The sequence below is a fragment of the Virgibacillus siamensis genome, assembly GCF_039522605.1.
Classification (GTDB): domain Bacteria; phylum Bacillota; class Bacilli; order Bacillales; family Amphibacillaceae; genus Lentibacillus; species Lentibacillus siamensis.
This window is the reverse complement of sequence record NZ_BAAADS010000018.1, coordinates 355,365-380,611: the sequence shown is the minus strand read 5'-3', so window position 1 is coordinate 380,611 and position 25,247 is coordinate 355,365. Positions and strand designations below refer to the sequence as shown.

Here is a 25,247-nt window from a genome sequence, read left to right as displayed (position 1 = left end):
GCAAATTTGTTGCGCCGCTTCAAAACAGCGACCTAATTAATATACCATCTCCCAAAAATAATGTCAATAACTTTATTGAAATAATTTTTAGAAGGTGTTCGTTGCTGCCTTTGTTAGCGCAACGTTTTCTAATGTACCATGATTATTCCCCGAAATCAATAGAAAATAAACTTAAATTTTTTGGGTATTTTATCCAAATTATCATAGTACATTCTGGATGGTCCTGTTTTAGCATACCCATAGTAAAAGATTCGATTTATATGAATCAAAACGAATCGCTATATTAAACAATATCCATAAAGCGCGACATGCACTCAAGCAAGCTTGCCCAATGTCCTCTCCGCCCCCAGTAAAGAAGACACAGCAAAAGTAATTTTCTTAAGCTGATATCACACTTGCACCGAAAGAAAAAGCAAAGTGTGATTCCAGAGCGTCAGTACACCGCCGTAATACACCGAAATTTATTTCAACCCCTGAACAAAAACTCTATTCACGAACAGCCCAACTTAAAAGCAGACCCCGCACCATTATTAATGTGGCACAGGGTCTGCATACTGGACGGACGCACTCAATCGGGCACGAAGGCCGCCTGAACTTTTTTACGGTTCACGTATTTAACCATAGTCTACTATTTATTACGCATTTGCGGGAATAATAATACATCCCGAATGGACGGTGAATTGGTTAACAGCATGACTAGCCGATCAATGCCGATTCCTAACCCGCCTGTTGGGGGCATACCATATTCCAGTGCTTCGAGAAAGTCCTCATCCATCAATTGGGCTTCATCATTACCCTGTTCCCGTTCTTTAACCTGGAGTTCGAAACGTTCACGCTGATCAATCGGGTCATTCAATTCACTAAATGCATTTGCATGCTCCCGTCCAACAATAAACAATTCAAAACGGTCCGTAAACCGATCATCGTCACTATTCCTTTTGGCAAGCGGCGAAATTTCCACCGGATGTCCGTAAACAAATGTCGGTTGAATTAACTCTTCCTCCACTCTTTGCTCAAAGAATTCATTGACGATATGGCCAAATGTCATCGTATCCTGGATTTCAATATCATGTTCTTCAGCAAGCTTTCTTGCATCCTGATCACTCATAGTTTGCCAGAAATCCACGCCTGTATATTCTTTAACTGCATCAACCATGTGCACTCTCTTCCATTCCGGGTCCAGGTTCACTTCATAGTCACCATACGTAACGACGGGACTTCCCAGCACTTCTTGAGCAATATGTGCAATCAGGTTCTCGGTCAGTGTCATGACATCATGAAAATCGGCATATGCTTCATAAAGCTCCATCATCGTAAACTCAGGATTGTGACGGGTAGACACTCCTTCATTTCGGAATACACGGCCAATCTCATAAACCTTTTCCATTCCGCCGACAATAAGCCGCTTCAAATGCAGTTCGATGGCAATTCGCATATACAACGGAATGTCCAGTGCATTGTGATGTGTTTCAAACGGACGAGCCGATGCTCCACCCGGAATGCCGTGCATCATTGGGGTTTCCACTTCAAGAAAGCCAATCTGATCCAAGTAACGGCGCATTGACTGAATAATTTTACTGCGCAGAACAAAGGTTTCTTTACTGTCCATGTTCGTAATCAAATCCAAATAACGCTGACGATAGCGTTGCTCAACATCTTTCAGACCGTGATATTTTTCCGGCAACGGACGAAGCGATTTGCTTAATAAGGTGAATTCAGTCGCTTTAACAGACAGTTCCCCGACCTTCGTCTTGAACATGACACCGGTCACACCGACAATATCCCCCATATCAACGGACTTGAAGATATCATAGGATTCTTCCCCAATCATATCTTTCCGTACGTATATTTGGATTTGCCCGCTCAAATCCTGTAAATGCGCAAATCCGGCTTTGCCTTTTCCCCGTTTCGTCATGACACGTCCGGCGATGGTTACTTTATCTGTTTTTTCCTCCAGCTCCTCTTTGGAAAACTGGTCATATTTTGCAATTAAATCCTCGGCCAGGTGGGTACGATTGAATTTACCGCCGAAAGGATCTATTCCCTGTTCACGGTAATTATCCATTTTCTCCCGACGCACCCGCATATGTTCGTTCAATTCTTCAGACACTTTTATCACTCCATTACTTTTTAAAATGACCGGTCACCGATCCAATTAATCCAATTGTATATCAGTATATAGAAAAATAAACGTTCTTTCATCTAAGAGGGCTTTACATTGTGCAGAAATAAGAAAACTGCCAGCAGCAAACTGGCAGATTCCTGTTTACAGCACCTTATCCCCGGGCGCAAAAAGAAACAAAGCCTCCTCTGATAGTTGATACGTCAGAGGGGGACATTGTTGGATACCTCTGCCATTGGCACCGGAAACACATTTACTGCTTCTCCTTCTCCTCATTCAATGTTAATTCACGTTTGGATATATTTAATTTTTTCGCAATCGCGTCAAGGAGCTGATCAGTAGCCTCTTGTTTACCCCTTTCAACATTACCAAGTGTAATAATAGGGATTTCCAATGAATTAGCCAGTCGTACCTGCGTATATCCTTTCAATTTTCTGAATGCCCTTATTCGTTTTCCAAGTCGTTGTGTGTCCATCGTCTTACATCCTTTATGTCGCTGTCTGGAAGTTCTGCCACCAATTCCGATACAGTTCTGTGTCTGTCCGATAGTGGCATATCTGCTGCAATTTCATTCAATGGAATAAGCACAAATGCACGCTCCTGCATTCGTGGGTGTGGAATAATCAGCCGTTCTGATTTTTTATTTTCTTGATTATACAATAAAATGTCAAGATCAATTGTACGTGGACCAAAACGGATGTCCCGCTTTCTGCCAAGCTGATGTTCAATTGACTGACAAACATCCAGCAATTTTTCCGGCGAAAGTATTGTATTTATCTCTATCACCATATTTAAAAAATCAGCCTGATTGGTATATCCAACAGGGGCAGTCTTATAAATCGATGACTGCTTCACGATTACAAGTTCTTCATGGGAATGCAATCGATGCAATGCCTCTCTCAAATGCTGCTGACGGGGTTCAATGTTGGTTCCCAATCCCAAGAAAGCCTGTTTCATTACTTCCGCTCCCGGTACAGTTCAACACCGACCGAACGATAATGCCCGGGTATTGGCGGATCAGGCTTCGTTACCCTGATTGTACATGCTTCAAGCTGAGTAAATTGTTGAAACAATTCAATTGAAATCTGCTCAGCAACTGCTTCAATCAATTTTCTTGGCGTTCCCTCCATTACGCCCCTGACACATTCGTAGACCTCACCATAGTCAATGGAATCGCCCATTTCGTCGGTTTTAGCGGATTTTGATAAATGAAGCATCAGTTCCGTATCCGCATAAAAACGCTGACCCAGTTTATTTTCTTCCGGGTACAGGCCATGATATCCGTAAAACTCCATCCGGTTGAGCAGAATTTTATCCAACTTCGACCGCTCCCTTCTTCCCGAGGATGGCATCTGTCATTTTTGCCAGCTCCACATTTAATTCCACATTATGAACCCTGATAATTTGTGCACCTTTGGCTATACCCAGACATGTTGTTGCACCTGTGCCATTGTCTCGTTCAGCAGGTGGTACATCAAGAATTTTCCCGATAAACCCTTTCCGTGACGTACCTAACAGAACCGGAAATCCCAAGTCGGCAAATTTCTCCAAGTTATTCATTACGACAAGGTTATCTTCTGCTGTTTTGGCAAAACCCACTCCAGGATCAAGAATGATATTTTTATCATGGACACCTGCCCCCCTCGCAATCGCAATACTTTCCTGAAGATCCTGTTTCATATCATCAATAATTGACTTATAATCTTTATTTGTTCGATTATGCATCAAAATAATCGGAACATTATGTTCTGCCGCGACCTTGGCAATTTCCGGTTCTCGTTTAGCTCCCCATACATCATTAATGATTGCCGCACCAGCCATAACTGCCTGCCTGGCCGTTTCCGCTTTATATGTGTCAACAGAAATGGGTATTCTTACATTTTCTTTCACCTTGCGAATCACCGGCACAATCCGGGCAATTTCTTCTTCCTGTGGTACCGGTTCATGATTCGGGCGGGTGGACTCGCCGCCAATATCGATGATATCTGCACCGGCACGCTCCATGGCAATGGCATGATTCACGGCCTGCTCCAGTGATGAATAATTTCCCCCATCAGAAAAGGAATCCGGCGTCACATTCAGGATTCCCATAATATATGTCCGCTCCAATAGGTCATATGTTTTAGCGTCTGTCACCAGCTTCATTCCGAAACCCTCTTTCATAACCGAATTCGTTCGACTACTATCGTATCACAGCAGCATCGAAAGCGAAAGCGCACGTTTTTGTATGCTATTTTCTACATTAAAACGGACTGGTACCCAAAATGGATACCAGTCCTATGCAGTCACTCCTATTATTGGTCATCCTGCTGGAATAATGGAGTGGACAAGTAACGTTCGCCATTATCAGGAAGAACGGCAAGCACCTTTTTACCTTTACCAAGCTTTTTGGCAACTTTTTTCGCAGCTGCGACAGCGGCTCCTGATGAAATGCCGCCAAGAATTCCATCACGTTTTGCCGTTTCGCGTGTTGCTTCAAATGCTTCATCATTGGTAATCCGGATAACGTCATCATAGATATCGGTGTCAAGGACTTTAGGCACAAAGCCGGCGCCAAGACCCTGAAGCTTGTGCGGACCTGGTGAGCCTCCTGAAAGAACTGCCGAATCTTCCGGCTCAACCGCATAAATTTTTACATCCTTAAAATTATCCTTCAGCACTTCTCCTGCTCCTGTAATCGTACCGCCAGTACCAATGCCGGATACAAATCCATCCAGCCCGTCGCTCATTTGTTTAACAATCTCATTTCCAGTTGTGCGGGCATGTACTTCTGGATTTGCTTCATTGTTAAATTGCTGCGGCATAAAATAACCATTTTCATTTTTTAGTTCCTCTGCCTTTTTGATCGCACCATTCATACCATCTGATCCGGGAGTAAGGACCAGTTCAGCTCCATAAGCCCGTAACAGATTGCGGCGTTCTTTACTCATCGTGTCGGGCATTACCAATACCGCTTTATAACCTTTTGCCGCTGCAACCATTGCCAGGCCAATACCGGTATTTCCGCTTGTCGGTTCAATGATTGTATCGCCGGCTTTGAGCGTGCCTTCCTGTTCAGCTGCCTCAATCATTGCAAGTGCAATCCTGTCTTTTACCGAACTCCCGGGATTCATCGCCTCCAGCTTCAAATAAACATCTGCACTGTCTTTGTCAGCATAACCATTCAATTTGACAATCGGTGTTTCCCCAATCAGCCCAGTAATATTCTCAGCAACTCGCATCATAACTCCTCCTAAATCCCTACTATTTTTATGGGTTTTATCTATAATGTATGTTCATCACCCAAAAATGTCAAGCATTTGCATTTTCAGCATCAGCCGTGTCCAGCCCCAGCGTCCAGTTTATACGTTGCTAAACGGCGCTTCCGCTTTTTCTTATTCGTATACCCATTCTACATCAAGTTTATTCCAAAGCGGTTTTGCATCGAGATTTTTATTGGTTTTTGTAAGCGCCAGTTCTCTTTTTATGTACGGCTTTATCTCTTTATATGAAAACTTAATATCGGGAAGCTTGCGGTGCAGATAAATGATTGCGACATTTTTGCCGCTTTTAAATGGCTCACTGAAGGATCGCTCGTTCATCTTGCTTGCCCGCTTTGCATAGCCATCTGGCAAGAACTTACTGTAATCCACGAAAAAACCAAGATAACCGCCATCTTCTCTTGTTTCTTCATCAATGGAATATTCTTTTGCAAGAAGTGAGAATGTTGCACCATTTTCGAGCTCTTTGGTCACTTTTTCAGCTGTTTTCATATCGGACACCACCATATGGGACAGCTGTATCGATGCCTTGAAATTGTACTGCTCATGGTAGTCTTTGTAGTAATTCCGAATTTTCTTCTCCGGAATGGTGATATCTGCAGTCAATAATGCTCCAAGTCGATACCGGTACAGAATATCCTCACGCCATTTCGCTTCTTTTTTCGCTGTTTCCTCCTGCGTCATTACCCCTTGCATCGTTGTCAGCAGTGCTATTTCCCGGGCAATGACTTTTTCGCTGATTTCAATATTCTGCTCTTCGGCAAGCTGCTGCACGACCTCCCTGTCTATCATGCGCTGCAGCTGCTCCTGTCCCTGATTTGCCCGTAAAGCATTTATCCAGGTTTCATAAGCAATGTTTTCCTCACCAATCGTTGCTACTGGCTCCCTGCTGTCAATTTTTTTATTGCTACTGTCCAGTACAACATTTTCATCATTTCTGTTCCAAAAAATTAATGTGGCAATATTGGTAATGAGCAGAACAACAATAATCCCAAAAAGATAGTTCCTTTTCACAGGGGTCACCCTCTCACTGCTCGTTGGCAGAATCCTTCAGCGCTTCAAGTTCTTCTTCGGTAAACTGATATTTTTCATTACAAAAATGACACGTTGCTTCAGCACCATGATCTTCTTCAATCATTTTCTGGATTTCGTCAGATCCCAGCCCAATAATTGCATTCTCCAATCGTTCTTTCGAGCATTTGCATTTAAATTCCACCGGCAGCGTCTCATGAATCTTCACTTCTTCCTGTCCAAACAAACGCTCCAATATTTGCTCCGGTGAGTTTCCTTCCCTGATCAGATTCGAAATGGCAGGGAAGTTTTGGATCTTATCTTCCAATGCCGCAATCGAATCTTCGGATGCTCCCGGCATTACCTGAACAATAAATCCACCGGAAGAAAGTATCGACTGATCCGGGTTTACAAGTACACCGGCGCCGACTGCAGAAGGTATTTGCTCTGAGTTTGCAAAATAATAAGTGAAATCCTCACCAATTTCTCCGGAAACAATTGGTACAGAACCGGTGAAGTAATCTTTCAGTCCCAAATCTTTAACGACACTGATATTTCCCTCGGTACCAACTGCCCTTGCAACATCGAGCTTACCGTTATCATTCAAATCAAAATCGACATGCGGGTTGGTTACATATCCGCGGACCGTACCGACTGCATTTCCGTCTGCAACAATCGCACCCATCGGCCCGTTCCCCTCAACTTTTACAGTCAGCGTATCATCACCTTTCAACATCGCTCCCATCATGGCAGTGATGGTTACAGCCCGTCCGAGCGCGGCTGACGCGGTCGCCCATGTATCCTGGCGTCTTTGTGTTTCTCCAACTGTATTTGTTGTGGTGGCAGCATAGGCGCGCACCATTCCATTGAGTGCGGTCGCTTTAACAATATAATCATTCACGGTATTATTCATCCTCCTTTTGCTGATTTTCCTGGATATTTTTTTGATATATTAAATATAATCCTTTTAATGTCAAATACTTATCGACATGGTCAATTGTTTCCGAAGCATCGGAAATCAGTGCGGCTAGACCGCCCGTCGCAATGACAACCGGTTCTTTCGATGCCTGTGCTTTTAAACGGTTTACAATACCATCAACCTGGGCGACATACCCGTAGAAAACACCAGATTGCATCGCTTCCACTGTTGAGCTGCCCACTATATTTTCCGGTGCCTGAATTTCTATCTTGGGCAGTTTGGAAGCTTTTTTATACAGTGCTTCCATGGAAATATGGATCCCTGGTGCTATCAGCCCGCCTTGATATTCTTTTCGTTCATTAATATAACAGTATGTCGTCGCTGTGCCAAAGTCGATGATGATAAGCGGTGCATCGTATTCATGCAATGCGCCTACCGCATTTACAATCCTGTCAGCCCCAATTTCTTTCGGGTTCGGATATGCCATTCCCAAATAGGCGTGCACCGATTCCCTTCCGATAACCAGAGCCTCGGTATGGAAGTATTTTTTTGTCATCTTTTCCAATGAAAACATGATTGGCGGCACGACCGATGAAATAATGACTCCGGTAATATCAGCCAACGCTATACCTTCATGTTCAAGCAGTGATTTCAGCAGCATGGCAAACTCATCTTCTGTTTTATACCGGTCTGTCTTGATCCGCCACTCATGAATCAGTTTATCATCATGGAACACACCGAGCACCGTATTCGTATTTCCGACATCAAGCACAAAAAGCATTCTTAACCAAACCTTCCCGCCGTTATATATTTTTCTGTCTCTTAATATACCACAAATGAAATGTGATTAGAAAAGACCCGTTTTGACAGTATCGGAAAGTCTATTAGAAAAACTCGGCATTCGTCTAGTCTTATACCGAGTGCCGAAGTTTTTCTTATAAGGTCAACCAAACTTATACTTTCTGACGTTAAAATTAAAAGAGCATTGCCTGTTTATGCAGACAATGCCCTTTTAATTTTTATAGTTAATTAATCCCTTTTGTCCATTCACTGACGAATTCCTGGTTGTTTTTAACCCACTCTTTTGCCGCGTCAGCTGGATCCATTCCCCTATTTATTTTCACCATGACTTCTCCGATATCCTCTTTTGTCCAACTAAACTGATCCAGAATTTTATATGCCTTTGGAGCATCTTTTTTCAGCCCTTCCCGGACAAGTGTATTGATATTATCAGGGTCACCAAAAATGTTTTTCGGATCTTTGAGGTATTTCAAGTCCCATTTAGAGAATGCCCAATGTGGAGACCAAAGTGTTACTATAATAGGCTCTTTGTTTGCAATAGCATCACCCAAAGATGCAGCCATTGCACCAGATGAGCTGGCCTGTAACTTCCAATCATCCAATCCGTACTTCGGCATAACCTTTTCTTCGGTTAGCTTCATTTGACCTGCTCCAGGTTCAATTCCCGTAATGTTCCATTCCGTTTTATCCCCGATGGAATGCTTATTCCCGGCCAAATCCTTGATAGAGTCAATTTTCATATACTTTGGAACAACAAGTCCAAGCGGTGCACCCTTTAAATTTGGACCAAGATGTACAAGATTTTCCTTGTATTCTTCCCAGTAAGCTGCATCAGTATGTGGCAGCCAAACACTTATCGTTGCATCAGCTGACCCATCAGCTACCCCCGAATACATAGCACCTGAATTAACCTGCATTAGTTCAACATCATAGCCTTTCTGTTCAAGTACAACTTCAATCACATGGTTGCTGGCAATAGCAGACGCCCATGCAACATAAGGTATTTTTAATTCTTTCTGACCAAGATTGTTATTTCCGTTGTCTGAATTCCCACTTTTCTCATTACTGCTTTCATCGCTACCACATGCTGACAACACAACCAAACACATTATTAGGAAAGCTGTTCCAATTCGTTTTAATTTTTTCTGCACTGCTGTGACCTCCTTATCTTGATTATTTAAGATTTACGTTCAAAACGATTTAATATTTAATTTATCGAATATCTGCCGCATATTTTCGGGTGTGAATTGGAGTTGGTCCGGATAATCTGACTGCCAGCAATTATATGGCTCGCCTGAGAGTCTATTTAACATTTCAGCGGTATCATAAATGGCAAGGTCATAAATCCAGTTTGCCATTATTAAAATGGATGATATGTGTGCTCCTTCATTTGTCGCTCCGCATATATCTTTTACTAAATTTACCTGGTAGTCACGGAAATAAGCATCAAAAACAGTAGTCATTAAACAGCCATCTGTAACAAATCCCCCAATTATGAGATGTTTTATTCCCATACTTTTTAACATCAAGTCCAAACTTGTGTCATAAAAGCTGCTCCACCGGTACTTATCAATAACAATATCCTGCTTTCCCGGCTTGATTTTATCAACGATATCCGCTGCATCAGTTCCATTATTGTAAAATATCGGCTTCCCTTCATCAGTTAATGGTTCCCCATTTGACAAACCAATTCTATCTTCACGGTTAATCTGCCTGGTGTAAATAACCGGGATACCCAATTTCCGGCATTGTACAATAAGTTCTTTGGTATTATCTACAGCTTCCTCAATACCCTTAATACCGAATTCACTTTCTTTTTGTACATCAATCAATACTAAGGCTGTTTTAGTCGTTTCCAGTTTCGTCACCCTCTTTACTGTTTATGGGAAAGGATTTAAATATATCTCCTGTCTCCATTGCATTTGCTAACTTAAGTGTCCAATCAAAGTAGACCTTTGTTTGATCAATATCCTCCAGATCCCCCTGGGCCATTTTTCTGGCTTCTTCTGATTGACTATTTGAAGCCACATCCTCAAGAACCCCTTCCACTTGCTGATTTGCCCTTGAAATAATACTTCTTTCCTGTCTCAGCTTTTTAACAAAGAAAGCAAAAAAATTTTTAAAAAAATCCTTTTCAGCAATATAGTGGTCTTTCCGGTTTCCTTTTTTCCATACTTTAATGACCATTTCGGTATCAAGAAGGTCCCGCAATCCCGTGCTTACACTGCCTTTACTCATTGCTACCTGTTCTTTTATTTCATCAAGATTAAGCGGCCTGTCCGCATAATAAAGAACACCGTAAATCCGTCCAACAGAAGGAGTAACCCCGTATATCACCATCGTTTGTGCAATCGCACTAATCAAAATATCCCTTGATTCTTCTACCCTTTGAATATCCTGATTTTTATCCATTCTCCGCCTTCCTTTCCAGCTCAGTTTCAAACACCATTTTGTTCAATTTGTTCAATTAATACTGAACAATTTATTTATATCATATTAACTAAACGAATTTTTGTCAAATGTTTTTTAAGTAGAAAAACAAAAGTGTCCCTTCAAGCAGACTTGGTTTTCCATGCTTGTATTAAGTGGGGGGGTACTGCCAAGTCAACATTCCGCCAAATTTCTGGACAAAATAAAGAGCCCTCCATTTTCATGGAGAGCTCCTATGATACTTCAAAAATAATTATTGTTTTGTGTTATCATCATCGGAATTATCGTCGTTCTGATTCTGCTCTTTGTCTGCTTCTTCCTTCTCTGCTTCACGTTCTTCCTGACGTTTTTCTTCTGCTTTTTGTTTGGCCTCTTCATAGGTTTCTGGCTCGGCGTCAGCATCTTTTTTGGAATTGATGTTGACTTTTACATCGTCTGCGTCATCATCGGAAACGTTTCTTTGTTCCGTTTGATCGACGGCAGGCTCCGGAAGAACACCATCTTCAAATAGACTTCTGATTTGCTTGGCATCCAGCGTTTCCACTTCAAGCAGTGTTTGAGCCATCAGTTCCAGCTTATCTTTATTTTCCGTAAGAATTTTCTTGCCTCGCTCATAACAATAATTAATAAAGTTTTGCATTTCTTTATCAATTTCATAAGCAATGGTATCACTGTAATTCTGGTCATTTTGGATATCACGGCCAAGGAAGACCTCGCCGCCGCCGCTGGTAAACTGCAACGGCCCAATTTTATCACTCATACCAAACTCAGTAATCATTTTACGGGCAATGCCTGTTGAACGCTGGAAGTCATTCGAGGCACCTGTACTTACCTCTCCAAACATGATTTCCTCAGCAATACGACCACCCAGCAGACCGGTGATCTTATCGAAGAGCTCTGGCTTCGTCATAAAGTAACGATCCTCTTTTGGCAGCATGACAGCGTAACCGCCTGCCTGGCCGCGAGGTACAATAGTAACCTTATGTACCATATCAGCTTCCTCAAGAACTAACCCGATAATTGTATGACCACTTTCATGGTGTGCAACAATATTACGCTCTTTCTCGGAAATAACCTTACTTTTCTTAGAAGGACCGGCAATCACGCGGTCAATTGCTTCATCAACGTCCAGCATGTCAATTTTTGTCTTATCAAAACGTGCCGCAACCAGTGCAGCTTCATTCAGCAGGTTTTCCAAATCTGCGCCGGAAAAGCCTGGTGTACGCATTGCGATTGTTTTCAGATCTACTGTATTGTCCAGCGGCTTATCTTGGGCATGGACTTTCAGAACTTCTTGACGACCTTTAACATCAGGCCGGTTAACGGTAATCTGTCTGTCAAAACGTCCCGGACGGAGCAGTGCCGGATCCAGAATATCTGGACGGTTTGTCGCTGCAATCATAATGATACCTTCATTGGCACCAAATCCATCCATTTCAACAAGCAATTGATTCAATGTCTGTTCACGCTCATCGTGGCCGCCGCCAAGACCGGCACCACGCTGACGCCCTACCGCATCAATCTCATCGATAAATACGATACATGGCGCATTCTTTTTCGCATTTTCGAACAGGTCACGCACACGGGAAGCACCTACACCAACAAACATCTCCACAAAGTCAGAACCACTGATGGAGAAAAACGGTGTTCCAGCTTCACCGGCAACTGCACGGGCAAGTAATGTTTTACCTGTTCCGGGTGGTCCTACCAGCAGAACCCCTTTTGGAATACGTGCTCCGACAGAGGAAAATTTACGCGGATCCTTCAGAAATTCAACAACTTCCACAAGTTCCTGCTTCTCCTCATCTGCACCTGCCACATCTTTAAAGCGAACTTTTTTCTTATCATCACTGACCATTTTGGCCTTACTCTTCCCGAAATTCATGACACGGCCGCCACCGCCGCCTTGTGCCTGACTGAGAATAAAGAAGAAAAATAAGCCCAGTATCAGAAATGGAATCATAGTCGTCAGGAACGTGACCCAGCCACTTGGCTGCTCTTCTTCCTTAACATCGAGCACACTTTGTTCCCTTGCTTTATCATATATATTCGATACAACATTCGTATTTTCCGGAACCTGCGTGACAAATGACTTGTCATCTCCCACTTTACCGGTAATACGGATTATTCCATTTGATGGCTGCATCGTCATTTCTTCGATGTCACCATTATTTAAAGCTTGCATGAATTCTTGCACATCATATTGTTCTGCTTCTTCATTTTGTCCATTAAATACTCCAATGACGCCAATTACTACGAGAAAAATGAGTAAATAAAAGACAACATTGCGAAATATACGATTCATTCCTTACCTCCTCCCAAACGGGAAAAACTACAAACATAGTACCATAGAATAGTACCATAGAAAAAAGTGCTAATACAACTAATTCCTCTTACAATTTCGTGATGTTTTCAGACTGTTTAGGCTTTCCCGGATTAATGGGTTTTATTGTGTTTCAAGAATTTATAGATAGGTCTGCTGCTCTTATTCCTCACCGCCGTAGATCTTCGGCTTCAGTACTCCGATATATGGGAGGTTGCGGTATTTTTCCTCATAATCCAGTCCATAACCTACAACAAATTCATTGGGCACTTCAAAACCGACAATGTCCGCCTTAATATGGGCAGTGCGCCCGGATGGCTTATCAAGCAAGGTAACGATTTTGATGGAGTTTGCTTTACGGTATTTGAACAAATCCACCAGATAACTCAGTGTCAGTCCGCTGTCGATAATATCTTCAATGATTAACAAATCACGGCCTTCCACCTTCGTATCCAAGTCTTTTACAATCTTGACCTCACCAGAGGATCGCATTTTGCCACCGTAGCTGGACACATCCATAAAATCCATTTCCAGATGCGTTTCCATACGACGCAGAATATCTGACATGAAAGGCATTGCCCCTTTTAGAACGCCAATCGCCAGTGGGAATCTCCCATCGTATTCCTCCGTTAGCTGCTTGCCAAGTTCCGCACATTTTTGCGCAATCTCTTCCTCTGTAATTAATATTTTTTCAATATCATGATGCATGCTGTCCCTCCTCCGAATTACTTTAGAAACCCGGTTGTAACCAAGGCTTTAGTTGCGGTGATCAGTAAGTAAGTTTTATCTGCCAAAGATTAGCTGGATGTATGTGTCATTATGCTCCATTTTTTGGTCGGGAATTCCTTTTTTCAGTCCGACCAGCCACAGAACTGTTCCGTTATCATCGACAACGACCGGCCAGGTATCCCGTTCTGTAAGCGCTACTTTTGCATCGATAAAGATATCTTTTAATTTCTTACTCCCCTGCAGCCCTTTCCAGCACATTCTGTCTCCATCCCGGCGCGTTCGAATATGTAACGGCAAGGCGACCGCTGCACTGTCACATGCATAATGCATATCAGTTCGGTCATCGGGACTGTCAGTATAAAAAGCTGTTATTGTCCCGCCATACCAGTGTTTCTTTCCCGGGATTTCGATTGTTGCCGGGGTTGGCATCGGTTTCTCGTAATTATCCGCAAAACCGAAAACAAAAGTTTTGTACATTTTCTTCAACTTCAGACTGCAGGGAAAATCAATTTGTGTATTTCCGGATGATTTATGCAGTAAATCGAAAAAACTTTTTTCATGCACATACGACAGATTTTTGGGTAATTTTTCATATAGATAATTTAATATTAGATGATAGGCACGCCTTTGTAAAGAATGGGGAAACGCGGAAAATTCCGTGCTTTGAAACGAGACTTTTTTATTTTCCCTGTCAACATTCACAATATCCTTTACCATCTTTTCTGCCTCATCCATCAAAAACCGCTCATCTTCCTGAAGTGCCTCGCTTAAATGCTGTACAGTATTATGTATATTGCGGTTTTTTTCTTTTAGCAATGGGAGCAGTTTTTTTCGAAAAAAGTTTCTCGTATAAATCGTTTCTTCATTGGAGGGGTCCCTTCTGGGTATGATGCCGTATTGCCCGCAATACACCTCCAGTTCATCCTTCGTCAAACAGAGAAAGGGCCGGATAATCATACCTTCAGCAAAACGGCGCTTAACCGGAATGCCTGCGAATGATGCAGGTTCGGCTGATCTGACAAATGCCATCAACATTGTTTCCACCTGATCGTCACCATGATGACCAAGCGCAAGACAATCCGCGTTATATCGATACATCTGGTCTTCAAAAAATGCGTACCTCAGATTTCTGGCTGCTGTCTGCGTTCCAAGCTGCTCTTCTGATTTATACGATGGAACATCCAATGAGGTTCCAACAAATTCAATATTCCATTTATCACAAACACCCCGGACATATTCAAGATCGCTTAACGATTCCCGGCCACGCAGCTGATGATCAGCTGATACAGCAATAATGGTAAGATTCCACTCTTCCCTGACACTGTTAAAAAAATGAAGCAGGGCCATGGAATCCGGACCGCCTGACACACCAATTAATACAGTTGAATTTTTTTTCAGCAATTGATGCTGCTGCATAAACGCCTGCACTTTTTCAATCATTTTCCTATCCATCTCCATGTTAGAAATCTTGGCATAATGCCATGGCGGGGACCTTAGCTGCACGCATACCATAAGATGTATGTATACTTTTTTATATGCAAAACTATTCCAGATATATTGTCTCTATGGTACCACATATTCAATTCCCAGCAAAAGCGAAACATCAAGTCTGGTTTATCTAATCCACAGCCTGTACATGCTGCAATGATCGATGTACTACAGCAACAATGATGTAAGATAAAATAATGCGGAGACAGCTGCTATTCCTCCTGTTTCCATAAATAATGATTCTTTTCCAGTATGGTTATCGGACCTTGAACTCCGAATATTGTTCAGTATCTTTGTAACATCACTTTTCATTTGTGCACTTGATTGGTATCGTCCCAACGCTGCCTTTTTCAATGGACCTTTATAAACAGCTAACAGCTTTGCATCATCTAGTTTTTTCAGAAGGGTTGCTTGTGGATTTGCTCCTCTTTCAAAACGCTTAGGATAACAGACAGATAAAAACACCATAACAAGTGCAAAAAGGTCATAGCTCGGTTCGGCTTTTCTCGATCCCATACCCCAATAGCCTCGGTCATAAAATTCCGTATACTCCTTGACCGACCTGCCGATTTGAGTGGTTCCACCAACATCAATCCAGCGCACTCTGGGTGGTGATGGGATAACTAGCAGGTTTTCCGTTTTAAAATCACCAAACACCCAACCATTATCATGGAGTTTCTCCAGATCATCAAGCAATTGCAGCAAAAAGACACCAATCCATTCCCTTCCATGTCGAATAATAAAATTTGTCAATAATTCTCCTTGCATGTACTCCATCACATAAAAGGAATGAATAGATCCATTTCTGTACTCAACATCATCAACATCAAGCAAATAAGGCCCAAGGCGGCTTCCCTGGACCTTTTGAAACGCCTTCAGAACGTTTACTTCCATCGTTATCGATGCGCTTTTTTCGCTTATTTTCAGTGCTGCCATATTTCCGTTATACTCACACAAATATACACTGCCAACCGCACCACTGCCAAGCTTTTTTCTGATTGTGTATCGCGTTTTATGCCATTTGCCGGTGATCACTGTCCCCGGCAAAAGATCAGTTCCAGGCTTCTTCTGTGCCTTGTTCATCTTCATCCTCGAAACTCCTTAACACGCTTTTCCGGCTAAACTGATAGATTGCTTCGCGGATAGCCGGTCCTGTCGGGGTAATCCCCCCACTGGTCAATTTGGGAAAAACTGTTGAAATGGAGTCAAGCTTTGGCGACCAGTCAAATACTTTCTGAATTTCCGTGCGTCTGCCCGGAAAACTGTAAATACAAAAGCGATTGCGGCCGATACGTGCATTCAGGCTGACAGACAAATCAATCAGCGCCTCTTTTACTGTCGGCAGCTTGTTATGCATACTTGCACTTGTGTCAACCATTACAAGTACTTCCAAATCACAGGTCTCGCCCATATCCTCAACAACTTCCATAATTTCTCCACGTTTTTCAGGTTCAATATCTTCCATTGACTGTTCGGAGCCCAGTATTTGCTTTAACTCCTTATTGACAAAACCCTGTATCGTCTGGGTCATTGCCTGCTGTGTCACCGTTTGCACTGTTTGTGACAAAGACTGCTTATAAACAATCTGACTGACACCGCCTCCCGACATTGCAATTTCTTCCACTTCCTGAAATCCCTCAGGCTGCTCCGTCTGATCGTCTTCCATAATCCCTATTACATTTACCGAGATTCCCTGCTGATACGCAAGGGCGGCAGTCGCTGCAGGATTTTCTCCTTTGTTTGAACAACCATCCGTAATCAGTAATATTTGCTTTAGCGTGCCTTTTTTCATGCAGCATACCTCCCATCAATTCCACTATCATCATCACCAATAGTTTGGAAGAATATACCTTAACGGACACGCCAGGACGTTATTTTTTGCAAATTACTGCGCTTCGTTTGAATAGTAGGGTATCGTAGCCCATTGTGGTGAGTTCTTAACAATTTTTGCAGCCACAACCGTCATGTCATCGTCAATGTCGCCTGATCTGGTACGGACAACCTCCTCAAGCAGCAAATCAGCTATTTCCTGAGGATCGTCCGTTTTCATTTCCCGTATCTTGCGTTTGATCCAGACATCTGTATTTTCAATATGCTTTGGCCCATCAAATATGCCATCACTCATCATAATCAGGATATCTTCATTCATCAGCTGCTCCCCTACGATATCAACGTCAAACTCCTGTATGATTCCCATTGGCAGGTTGCTTGCTTCCACTTTAATCATTTCATTACCCCGTTTAATGAAGCTTGGTGTCGATCCAATTTTAAGAAAACGAACAAACGCATTGTGCAAATTCACGACAGCTAAATCCAGTGTTGCAAACATCTCATCTGTTGATCGCAAAGCCAGAATAGAATTAATCGATTTAATAGCTACACGTTCCGGTATCCCTGTCTGCAAAATCTGCTGCAGCAGCCGTAGTGTTTCTTTACTCTCCTCGCTCGCCCGCTGACCATTGCCCATCCCGTCACTTATTGCCATCGCATACTTTCCTTCACCAAGTTCAATTGTCTTGAAACTATCCCCCGAAACCAATCCGCCGCCCTTTGCAGCATTGGCAATGCCTGTATCAATTACGAATTCTTTTGCCGAACCAAAAATCAGGTAACAATACCCGTTTGGAAATGGTGATACTTCTTCGTGTTTTACAACAATCATTTCATTTAAAATATCTGACAGTACCGGGGCAATCAATTTTGACCCTTCCCCGTGATAGTCATAAAAGGAAACGGTCATTTCAATATCCACATTTCCTTTGTCCAGCCGGTAAATATCCAGTTTCTCCAGTGTGATCCCCATTTGCTTTAACATATGAACAATTTGCATTTCCTGCTGTTCATGATGCTGCCGTTCCTTCAATATCTCAGATGCAAAGTCCTCCATCACCTCCGATACACCCTGGAGCTGATCCGCTACAAACTGTTTACTTTCCATAACCTGTTTTTTCAAACGCTTATTTGCCTCAAAAAACGATACTTCTTCCTTAATCGTATCGACCACTTTTTTCGATTTAACACAATGATTTTCAAAATCGTTGATAAGTTTCCGGTTTGGTATGTTCCCTTCTGACAATTCATCTTTCAACCCCTCCATTAATGAGTAGGTTCGGTCAAATTGTTTCTGCCAGCAGCGGTCCTTCATAAAGCAGGACTGACACGTCTTTTCTGTCACCTGACTTAAAAAATAATCTGTTTCACGGCTAGAGTTCCGATGATCTTCCGCAGGTTTTTCCGAGATAGCAAAACTTTTTGACAGCGCTTCAAAAACATCCGAAAACTGTTCCACCCGCTTGGCCGTTACGTTTCGCACCTTCTGCAAATATTGTTCCTGTTCATTTGAATGTTCCTCAGTACCCGGGATGTACTTTGACAGCTTTCTGGACCAGCTCGCGGGAGTCAGGAAAAACAACAATGCGGCTATTGATGACTCCATAAGTGAAGGGACAAGTGTATGTAACTCGCCGTAAATACCAACTAAAAACGTGCCGACAAAAAGTCCGATTGCCACGCCAACTTTACTCCCTTCTTTAAGCAATCCGCCCAGAAGTCCGGAGAATGCCAGCAAACTCATCTGGTAGAGATTCGCCACGTTCGCCAGTGACAGAATCAGACCAGCGACAACGCCTACCGTTGATCCGATGGCCGCACCTCCGACAAAAGCAAGCATCATGACAAAATACCGGGAAAAAATCTGCTCAACAGATGCATTATATATTTCCCAGCCGATCGTACCGGTCAAGATCGATGCCAGCAAAATAATCATACATATAATTTCTTCATTCTTTAAAGCCGGTTTATACCGTTTTGGTGATAATAACGGAATGCTCTGCATAAAAATTAATATCAGAACCGTGCCAAGTACTCCTTCGACAAACAGGAGCATCCATTCATACGATGACAATTGGCCTGTTATGGAATAGACACACAGGCGGGGTGCCACTGCGGAAAGAAAAACAAATAGTGGGATGAACACTTGCTGTTTTTTAACCCGTTTGAAAATCCCGGCCAGAAAGATAAAAACAGCCATTGCAAGCGCAATATAAATTGCATGGAAAACGGAATAGGTAAGTGCCCCTGCAATTACTGCCAGCATTACTTTAGCGGCCTTGTCCCGGTGAATGATCCAAATAGTCGCTAAAAATGCCACAGCAAACGGTGACACAGCATCAAGGATGACTGCCCGTCCCAGCAGAAATCCTACTAAATAAAACAACCAGCCCCTTTCAAACAAAAATGATTTAGTCTTTGAAGAAATCTTCATACGCAGTCTGTGCAATTGATTGTTATTAACACCAATCCCCTTAGATTCCGCTCGTGGAATTGAATCCATCATATCCAAATCACTCCTTCTTAAAGACATTAAAACACAATATGCATTCTTTTTTTGTCAAAACAAGCAGACGAAATCAAAAAATCGTTCGACTGCTTTCTGCCTGGACAAGCGATATTCTACAACTGCTACCGTAATCTGTTTACTGATGTCTAACCGTCTAACCGTTAACAATTTTCTCTCGAAGGACTGTATTTTTAAAAATTATTATTGACACTGCCCGTCTGCTGTTGTAATATATCATTTGTGATTAATTTTGGCGGCGTAGCTCAGCTGGCGAGAGCGTACGGTTCATACCCGTGAGGTCGTGGGTTCGATCCCCTCCGCCGCTATATATGATAAAAAACTGTCCCTGAAATAACATCCAAATTGTGAATGTTGTTCCCGGGGCAGTTTTTTGAATTTGACTGTTTTCATTACAAATTGTTGTTTTTGACAATAATCCTAATTTGTAAACCGCGGAATAATATTAAAAAACAAGCGCTATCACACCGCTCCGGAAATACACTTCGCTTTCCTGGGGCGGCTGGTGAGCCCCCCAGGAGTCTACGTGTATTTCCGCCGCTAGTTTACGTTATGCTGGCAGTGAAAGCATCCGCCCGGAGCGATCCTGGACGGCAGGGAGAAAAGCGAATGTACACAAAAAAGCAGGTACCACTTATCAAAAAGTGATACCTGCTTTTTTAATTTATCGTGCATAGAGCATTATTAATAGACAGCAGCTTTTATCCTCTTTTAGCACCTCGACCTCCCCGTTTGGATTCGGTGTGCTTCTTTAATGAGGCTAAACGGTCTTCTGAATCCTTCAGAAACTTATTCATTTTGGATTCAAAAGATTCTCCGCGATCACGATTATTTCTTGAGCGCGCCGGTCTATCCTTGGCCTTTTTGATGGATAAACCAATCTTGCCATCCTTTTCAACATTGATAACCTTTACTGTCACTTCTTCGCCGACGCTCAGGTGATCATTAATGTCTTTAACATAGTTGTCGGCAACCTCACTAATGTGTACCAATCCGGTTTTTCCTTCGCCTATATCAACAAAGGCCCCAAAATTGGTAATACCGGTTACCTTTCCCTGCAGCTTGCTGCCTACTTCGATTGACATAAAAAAAATGCTCCTCCTTAAAAGTTTAAAATATATAGTTCTTATATAGTATAGCTAAGCATATGAAAGCGTGTCAATAAGAGGGTTCTTCATCAGGGAGGTTAAAGATCAATTCCCCTTTTTTGGAGAAGAAATAGTTCGTTCTGGCAATCTCCAATACGTACTCCTCATTATTCAACAATTTAATTTCCTCATGAAGATTCTTTTCCTCTTTTTTCAAAGTGGCAAGCTTGTCCTCAAGCTGCTCATACTGTTCAGTTTTCTCAGCCTGAATGGAACGCTGTTTAAAATGGTATGCTGCCATGCTGCCGAACGTGACCATTACAACAATGGAAAATAACACAAGACGACGAACCAACCGCTGTTTTTTTCTTTTCTGCCTTTCTATGTAGGCATCATACTTATGTTTATAGTTCGTATCCAGATTAGCTAATGTTTTTTTCTTTGCGGACACTGGCATCTACCTCCTCTTAAACAATATCTTTTTTACCCACTTTCTGCATTTATTCTTTATTGTACTATAAAATCCTGCTAATTTGTATAAATTATGCTGAATATTTTTGGGTAAGATGCCAAACAGGGTCCGAAATATCCAAAAAACTGGAGTGAAAATCAATTTACCTGCAAAACTCAAAACCCGCAGGAGGATTTGCAGGATAAATAAAACACATGTCACCACAAATTGGATGATAACCTTAACGGGTGTGATAATCAGAACACTGACCAGGTTTTCAATGAACTGAAAGCATCCCAGTACAATCCGGATGATATGTTCCAGCAGCCATTTATATGCATTTGCCACAAGCACCTGATAGACGGAAAATCCAAGCAGTATGGCAGCAAACACATACAATCTCAATTCCCCGCTGTTCACCCTGAATAACAGATAATAGAGCAGCAATGTCTGTGTAAGCCAAAAACTTATTTCCATAAAATAGGCCAACACCCTGCGTTTTCTCCAATGGATGGAAAAACGACGGAATGTTTCTTGTATTATGCCCAAATAAAGGCCGCCTAAAACCATCGCCATCATCGTTACAAACTGAACGTGGAGCGTCATTTAAAAAGCTTGCTAAAGAATCCTTTAGCTTTCTCCTGGCTGTGTTCATCCACATAGGAAAGCTCGTATATTTTACCCTTAATGATAACATTGCCATCGCCAACATCCAGGTTTTTCAGCTGCAGATTATGCCCCCGTACAATCAGATAGCCCATCACGGTTTCCAGTAAAAACTCTTCATTGTCGAAGCTGTCGACTTCCTTTACACCGGTTATCTCCATGTTTTTCCGGTTATCAATTTTAACAGCATGATCCTGCTGCTGTACACGCTGGACAGGTTCCTTCTCATAATAATTCATATACTTGTCCCTCCTTATCATTATTACATTATGAAAAAAGGGACAGGTATAGAACTTTAATTGGTAACTTTCTCTTCTTTTACAACGTGATAAAGCATTTCTGCCTCATCCTTTTTCACCGCTTCTTTCAGTGCCTTAATCTCAAGGGTCACTACCTTTTGGCCAAACTTAATGACCAGCTCATCACCCACCTCTACAGTTGATGAAGCCTTTGCCTTGCTTCCATTGATAGTAATGCGCCCCTGATCAGCCACTTCTTTTGCCAATGTGCGGCGCTTAATCAGTCTTGATATTTTCAAAAATTTATCTAATCGCAAATAATCACTCTTTTCTTTTTGCTTGATTCCAATAATAGTCCATTTCCTTTAAAGAAGTTTCGTATATATCTTTTTTCTCGTCATTCAGCTGCTCTTCAATATACGTAAAACGGGATCTGAATTTCCTGTTTGCCTGATTCAGGGCAAGTTCCGGATTGACTTTATAATACCTGGATATGTTGACCAGTACAAATAATACATCACCAAGCTCTTCAGCGATATTCGCTTCATCATTGTTGTCAACAGCAGTATGTACCTCGTCCAGCTCTTCACGCAGCTTCTCCCAAATATCGGCTGCATCGTCCCATTCAAACCCGGCTTTTCCTGCCTTGTTCTGAAGCTTTGCTGCTTTAGCCAATGCCGGCAATCCGGCTGGTATCCCATCAAGCAGCGATTTACGGGTATCGCCTTTCTCCTGCTGCTTTAAAGCATCCCATGATTTCACCACTTCATCTGGTGTGTCAGCTGTTGTTTTCCGAAACACGTGTGGGTGACGATGGATCATTTTATCCGTAATGGCACGAATAACGTCATCAATTGCAAAGTATCCGTCATCCTCACCTATTTGGCTGTGGAGCATGACTTGCAGCAGAACATCGCCCAGCTCTTCAATGATTCCCTCATCGTCCTTAAGATCAATCGCTTCAATTAATTCATGCACTTCTTCAATTGCATAGTCACGAAGGCTTTCATGGGTCTGTTTTTTATCCCATGGACAGCCGTCGGGGCCGCGCAATTCAGCAATAACTTCCCGCAGACTGTCAAAGGTATGACGCAGCATGTTTGCCGGGACAGGGGGAACATAAACCGAAGTTAAATTATTGACATCCATTGACCGGTCGAGCTCCTCCAGTGGCACATTCACGACCTTTTCCCGGCTTGTACCAGCCGCTTCAACAATCGTTACCTGATAGTCGACCGGCAAATCCTCCAGCAGTGACAGTTTTACTTCAGATGCAATAAACTGATCATACACCTGACAAAAAACAAGGTGATTCTGATAATTCAGCTGACTACGGACAAACCCAGTTCCGTCTACGAATTGGAACCCCTCAATCGGGTCAATTTGCAATGCGGTAAACACATCGTCCAAATAGCTTTGACCGCCAATAATCTCTATTGGTACCTCCTGTTGTTCCAGCAGAAGCTTAACCGTTTTTTCTGCCAGCATCGGATGACCGGGAACAGCATAAACAATAGTCGAGGCGGAGGCATTGTTCAGCAGTGTTTCACAAATGGTACGGTAAACCTCTTCAAACTGATCGGCAGACTCGTAGATATAATCGAGCGCGTTCCAAGCCACACCTTCTTTTTCCAATCCCTTTACCAGTGGATGGTCAGCCGTCCGGGTAAATACCGGTAAATCCGTATTAATTAATTTTTTATAGATTCCGAATGGCAGCTGGTCCAAATCACCAGCCCCCAAGCCGACAATTTCTATTCTATTGCTCATTTTATCTCCCTTTCTTTATGCAGTCGGATCCAAAAAGCTGCAAATGGCAGCATGGACAGTTCTTTTTCAGTAAATGCCCGAAATCTCAGAAGCAGGATGATATATAATAATGCTCCCGTGATCACGATGAATAATACATATAAAAGTAATTCACTGCGCGTTTCCATAGACGGGGCGAGAAAATCCATCACTGACAAATAAGCGAGCATCCCGAAAGACGCAACAATTAATGCCGTCCATTTAATTCGTCTTTCAACATGCAAACCCGGCAGTATCCGTTTAATGGTCACTAAAAGAAGAAATGCCAGTACCGTCAAACTAAGCACGGTGGCAATGGCCCCTCCGGTAATTCCGAATAACGGGACGAGAAATATGTTGGCTGTCCATTTGATGAGGAAAGCTGTCAGAATAAATCCGGCTGTCCGTTTAATATAGCCGAGTCCCTGCAGAACCGATGCAGCTGTGATTGCAATCGAACTGAGTATAACGGCAAGCGCCAATATCCGCAAACTGTCCGTTCCTTGATTATTTTGAAAAAGTAATGTATTCGTTTCCGGAAAAACTGCAATCAGCCCCAGCGTAGCACCAATTGCCAAATAAAAACTTACAATAATCGCATTTTGTACGTATGTATAAAACGTTTCCGGTGACTTTTCCAGGTTCTCTTTGGAAATTGCCGGTATCAACGCCAGGGCAAAGGAAGAACCCAGCACCGTGCCAAGCTGTATCAGCGGCTGTCCGCGGTCAAACACACCCTTGAGTTTCATTGCCTGCAATTGATTCAGTCCACTGTCGATCAGGCCTGGCACCAGTGTGAAAGCATCTGCCAACTGAATAATAATCAGAATCATGTGATTCAATGCTGCAGCAATCCCAAGAATAAACAGGGTTTTCATGTAATAGCGCCAGGGAATATCAACAAAATGTCCCAGCGCGGGTTTATATTTTTTTATAAACAACAGCAAAATGACAACTGCCGTAACCGAACCCAGCATAGCCGCAACTGCAGCAGCCTGTCCGATGACATACATATTTCCCTCTTGTATATAGATGTATACCGCTGCAGCAATAATCACAAACACCCGGACAAACTGCTCCCCAATCTGCGAATGAGCTGTCGGTTTCATTTGCTGATTGCCCTGGAAAATTCCGCGGAGCAATGCAGAAAACGGAACCAGTAAAAAGGTAAGTGATGCAATTTTATACACCGGTTCCAATCTTTGATCACCTGCAAGATCTGCCAACAAACCCGCATTAAAAAACAGAAGTGCGAACATGGCCAGACAACCGGAAAACAGCAGCAAGAAAACAGGGATATAAAATTGTTTAAACGAGATATTACCACGACTTCGGCATCCCGCAGCCATTTGCGAAACTGCCGACGGAAACCCATACAGTGACAGTACCAGCGCTATACCAAGAATCGGATAAACCTGCTGATAAATATAAAAGCCGACATCACCTGTTAAATTTTGCAAGGGGATCCGGTAACCGGCACTTAACAGCTTGCTGATTACCCCGGCAAGCGTCAGCAGTAATGCACCTTTTACTAATTTATTAGTATCGCTTTCATTCATGACTAACGCCTTTCCC

25 protein-coding genes and 1 tRNA gene are annotated in these 25,247 nt (G+C 42.6%); 1 reads left to right on the top strand and 25 read right to left on the bottom strand.

Going from position 1 to position 25,247, the window contains the following annotated elements:
- Positions 1-628: 628 nt before the first annotated feature.
- From lysS to spoIIE, 18 genes are all read right to left on the bottom strand, one after another.
- Complete coding sequence (lysS, locus tag ABD010_RS14305; protein ID WP_343814476.1) at positions 629-2,110, bottom strand: lysine--tRNA ligase; 1,482 nt, start codon at positions 2,108-2,110, stop codon at positions 629-631.
- Positions 2,111-2,375: 265 nt separating this feature from the next.
- Positions 2,376-2,597 carry a helix-turn-helix domain-containing protein gene (locus ABD010_RS14300; protein WP_343814473.1) on the bottom strand — a complete coding sequence of 74 codons (222 nt, stop codon included), beginning with the start codon at positions 2,595-2,597 and terminating at the stop codon, positions 2,376-2,378.
- On the bottom strand, positions 2,567-3,079 hold the full coding sequence (gene folK / locus ABD010_RS14295) for a 2-amino-4-hydroxy-6-hydroxymethyldihydropteridine diphosphokinase (protein ID WP_343814471.1): 513 nt from the start codon (positions 3,077-3,079) through the stop codon (positions 2,567-2,569). Before folK ends, ABD010_RS14300 begins: the two co-directional genes overlap by 31 nt.
- Complete coding sequence (folB, locus tag ABD010_RS14290) at positions 3,079-3,441, bottom strand: dihydroneopterin aldolase (protein WP_343814469.1); 363 nt, start codon at positions 3,439-3,441, stop codon at positions 3,079-3,081. The genes folK and folB overlap by 1 nt, the downstream gene beginning before the upstream one ends.
- A complete protein-coding gene (gene folP, locus ABD010_RS14285; RefSeq protein WP_343814466.1) occupies positions 3,434-4,267 on the bottom strand; it encodes a dihydropteroate synthase in 834 nt (277 codons plus the stop codon). The genes folB and folP overlap by 8 nt, the downstream gene beginning before the upstream one ends.
- Positions 4,268-4,416: 149 nt before the next feature.
- Positions 4,417-5,343 (bottom strand): cysteine synthase A, encoded by a 927-nt coding sequence (cysK, locus tag ABD010_RS14280; RefSeq protein WP_343814519.1) that lies wholly within the window; start codon positions 5,341-5,343, stop codon positions 4,417-4,419.
- A 153-nt stretch (positions 5,344-5,496) separates the two neighbouring features.
- Positions 5,497-6,396: a peptidylprolyl isomerase gene (locus tag ABD010_RS14275; protein ID WP_343814463.1), complete on the bottom strand. Its 900-nt coding sequence runs from the start codon at positions 6,394-6,396 to the stop codon at positions 5,497-5,499.
- A gap of 13 nt (positions 6,397-6,409) precedes the next feature.
- Positions 6,410-7,294 (bottom strand): Hsp33 family molecular chaperone HslO, encoded by an 885-nt coding sequence (gene hslO / locus ABD010_RS14270; protein ID WP_343814516.1) that lies wholly within the window; start codon positions 7,292-7,294, stop codon positions 6,410-6,412.
- 4 nt (positions 7,295-7,298) lie between these two features.
- Entirely contained in the window at positions 7,299-8,093 is a 795-nt protein-coding gene (locus tag ABD010_RS14265; RefSeq protein WP_343814461.1) for a type III pantothenate kinase, read from the bottom strand.
- A gap of 244 nt (positions 8,094-8,337) precedes the next feature.
- Entirely contained in the window at positions 8,338-9,264 is a 927-nt protein-coding gene (locus ABD010_RS14260) for a glycine betaine ABC transporter substrate-binding protein (RefSeq protein WP_343814459.1), read from the bottom strand.
- 39 nt (positions 9,265-9,303) lie between these two features.
- Complete coding sequence (locus ABD010_RS14255; protein WP_343814458.1) at positions 9,304-9,981, bottom strand: cysteine hydrolase family protein; 678 nt, start codon at positions 9,979-9,981, stop codon at positions 9,304-9,306.
- A complete protein-coding gene (locus tag ABD010_RS14250) occupies positions 9,959-10,525 on the bottom strand; it encodes a GbsR/MarR family transcriptional regulator (RefSeq protein ID WP_343814456.1) in 567 nt (188 codons plus the stop codon). Before ABD010_RS14250 ends, ABD010_RS14255 begins: the two co-directional genes overlap by 23 nt.
- Before the next feature lie 271 nt (positions 10,526-10,796).
- Positions 10,797-12,848, bottom strand: a complete 2,052-nt coding sequence (gene ftsH, locus ABD010_RS14245) for an ATP-dependent zinc metalloprotease FtsH (protein ID WP_343814455.1) — start codon at positions 12,846-12,848, stop codon at positions 10,797-10,799.
- Positions 12,849-13,028: 180 nt separating this feature from the next.
- Positions 13,029-13,574 carry a hypoxanthine phosphoribosyltransferase gene (hpt, locus tag ABD010_RS14240; RefSeq protein ID WP_343814452.1) on the bottom strand — a complete coding sequence of 182 codons (546 nt, stop codon included), beginning with the start codon at positions 13,572-13,574 and terminating at the stop codon, positions 13,029-13,031.
- Positions 13,575-13,649: 75 nt separating this feature from the next.
- Positions 13,650-15,035, bottom strand: a complete 1,386-nt coding sequence (tilS, locus tag ABD010_RS14235) for a tRNA lysidine(34) synthetase TilS (RefSeq protein WP_343814449.1) — start codon at positions 15,033-15,035, stop codon at positions 13,650-13,652.
- A gap of 216 nt (positions 15,036-15,251) precedes the next feature.
- Complete coding sequence (locus tag ABD010_RS14230; RefSeq protein WP_343814446.1) at positions 15,252-16,172, bottom strand: protein kinase domain-containing protein; 921 nt, start codon at positions 16,170-16,172, stop codon at positions 15,252-15,254.
- Positions 16,135-16,875, bottom strand: a complete 741-nt coding sequence (locus ABD010_RS14225) for a hypothetical protein (protein WP_343814443.1) — start codon at positions 16,873-16,875, stop codon at positions 16,135-16,137. Before ABD010_RS14225 ends, ABD010_RS14230 begins: the two co-directional genes overlap by 38 nt.
- 93 nt (positions 16,876-16,968) lie before the next feature.
- A complete protein-coding gene (spoIIE, locus tag ABD010_RS14220; RefSeq protein ID WP_343814440.1) occupies positions 16,969-19,419 on the bottom strand; it encodes a stage II sporulation protein E in 2,451 nt (816 codons plus the stop codon).
- Positions 19,420-19,674: 255 nt separating this feature from the next.
- Between spoIIE and ABD010_RS14215 the strand changes: the two genes are divergently transcribed.
- A tRNA-Met gene (locus ABD010_RS14215) sits at positions 19,675-19,748 on the top strand.
- A gap of 393 nt (positions 19,749-20,141) precedes the next feature.
- Here the strand turns inward: ABD010_RS14215 and ABD010_RS14210 are convergent.
- The 7 genes from ABD010_RS14210 to ABD010_RS14180 all read right to left on the bottom strand — a co-directional run bounded on the left by ABD010_RS14210 (position 20,142) and on the right by ABD010_RS14180 (position 25,231).
- Positions 20,142-20,525 carry a S1 domain-containing RNA-binding protein gene (locus ABD010_RS14210; protein ID WP_343814437.1) on the bottom strand — a complete coding sequence of 128 codons (384 nt, stop codon included), beginning with the start codon at positions 20,523-20,525 and terminating at the stop codon, positions 20,142-20,144.
- 73 nt (positions 20,526-20,598) lie between these two features.
- The gene (locus ABD010_RS14205) at positions 20,599-20,979 is read right to left on the bottom strand and encodes an FtsB family cell division protein (protein WP_343814434.1); all 381 of its coding nucleotides are present in this window, start codon (positions 20,977-20,979) and stop codon (positions 20,599-20,601) included.
- A 6-nt stretch (positions 20,980-20,985) separates the two neighbouring features.
- Complete coding sequence (gene yabQ, locus ABD010_RS14200; RefSeq protein WP_343814431.1) at positions 20,986-21,585, bottom strand: spore cortex biosynthesis protein YabQ; 600 nt, start codon at positions 21,583-21,585, stop codon at positions 20,986-20,988.
- Positions 21,582-21,884: a sporulation protein YabP gene (gene yabP / locus ABD010_RS14195; RefSeq protein ID WP_343814427.1), complete on the bottom strand. Its 303-nt coding sequence runs from the start codon at positions 21,882-21,884 to the stop codon at positions 21,582-21,584. Before yabP ends, yabQ begins: the two co-directional genes overlap by 4 nt.
- A 56-nt stretch (positions 21,885-21,940) precedes the next feature.
- Complete coding sequence (locus ABD010_RS14190) at positions 21,941-22,201, bottom strand: RNA-binding S4 domain-containing protein (RefSeq protein ID WP_343814424.1); 261 nt, start codon at positions 22,199-22,201, stop codon at positions 21,941-21,943.
- A 4-nt stretch (positions 22,202-22,205) separates the two neighbouring features.
- A complete protein-coding gene (yabN, locus tag ABD010_RS14185) occupies positions 22,206-23,654 on the bottom strand; it encodes a bifunctional methyltransferase/pyrophosphohydrolase YabN (RefSeq protein WP_343814422.1) in 1,449 nt (482 codons plus the stop codon).
- Positions 23,651-25,231 (bottom strand): putative polysaccharide biosynthesis protein, encoded by a 1,581-nt coding sequence (locus ABD010_RS14180; RefSeq protein WP_343814420.1) that lies wholly within the window; start codon positions 25,229-25,231, stop codon positions 23,651-23,653. Before ABD010_RS14180 ends, yabN begins: the two co-directional genes overlap by 4 nt.
- Positions 25,232-25,247 lie beyond the last annotated feature (16 nt).

What these genes read in the sequence shown, in the direction of transcription:
- ABD010_RS14300 (WP_343814473.1), bottom strand. Translation starts at nt 2,597, where the DNA reads ATGGACACACAACGACTTGGAAAACGAATAAGGGCATTCAGAAAATTG.
- folK (WP_343814471.1), bottom strand. Translation starts at nt 3,079, where the DNA reads ATGAAACAGGCTTTCTTGGGATTGGGAACCAACATTGAACCCCGTCAG.
- folP (WP_343814466.1), bottom strand. Translation starts at nt 4,267, where the DNA reads ATGAAGCTGGTGACAGACGCTAAAACATATGACCTATTGGAGCGGACA.
- cysK (WP_343814519.1), bottom strand. Translation starts at nt 5,343, where the DNA reads ATGCGAGTTGCTGAGAATATTACTGGGCTGATTGGGGAAACACCGATT.
- ABD010_RS14265 (WP_343814461.1), bottom strand. Translation starts at nt 8,093, where the DNA reads ATGCTTTTTGTGCTTGATGTCGGAAATACGAATACGGTGCTCGGTGTG.
- ABD010_RS14250 (WP_343814456.1), bottom strand. Translation starts at nt 10,525, where the DNA reads ATGGATAAAAATCAGGATATTCAAAGGGTAGAAGAATCAAGGGATATT.
- ftsH (WP_343814455.1), bottom strand. Translation starts at nt 12,848, where the DNA reads ATGAATCGTATATTTCGCAATGTTGTCTTTTATTTACTCATTTTTCTC.
- hpt (WP_343814452.1), bottom strand. Translation starts at nt 13,574, where the DNA reads ATGCATCATGATATTGAAAAAATATTAATTACAGAGGAAGAGATTGCG.
- tilS (WP_343814449.1), bottom strand. Translation starts at nt 15,035, where the DNA reads ATGATTGAAAAAGTGCAGGCGTTTATGCAGCAGCATCAATTGCTGAAA.
- ABD010_RS14230 (WP_343814446.1), bottom strand. Translation starts at nt 16,172, where the DNA reads ATGAAGATGAACAAGGCACAGAAGAAGCCTGGAACTGATCTTTTGCCG.
- ABD010_RS14225 (WP_343814443.1), bottom strand. Translation starts at nt 16,875, where the DNA reads ATGAAAAAAGGCACGCTAAAGCAAATATTACTGATTACGGATGGTTGT.
- spoIIE (WP_343814440.1), bottom strand. Translation starts at nt 19,419, where the DNA reads ATGATGGATTCAATTCCACGAGCGGAATCTAAGGGGATTGGTGTTAAT.
- ABD010_RS14210 (WP_343814437.1), bottom strand. Translation starts at nt 20,525, where the DNA reads ATGTCAATCGAAGTAGGCAGCAAGCTGCAGGGAAAGGTAACCGGTATT.
- yabQ (WP_343814431.1), bottom strand. Translation starts at nt 21,585, where the DNA reads ATGACGCTCCACGTTCAGTTTGTAACGATGATGGCGATGGTTTTAGGC.
- yabP (WP_343814427.1), bottom strand. Translation starts at nt 21,884, where the DNA reads ATGAATTATTATGAGAAGGAACCTGTCCAGCGTGTACAGCAGCAGGAT.
- yabN (WP_343814422.1), bottom strand. Translation starts at nt 23,654, where the DNA reads ATGAGCAATAGAATAGAAATTGTCGGCTTGGGGGCTGGTGATTTGGAC.
- ABD010_RS14180 (WP_343814420.1), bottom strand. Translation starts at nt 25,231, where the DNA reads ATGAATGAAAGCGATACTAATAAATTAGTAAAAGGTGCATTACTGCTG.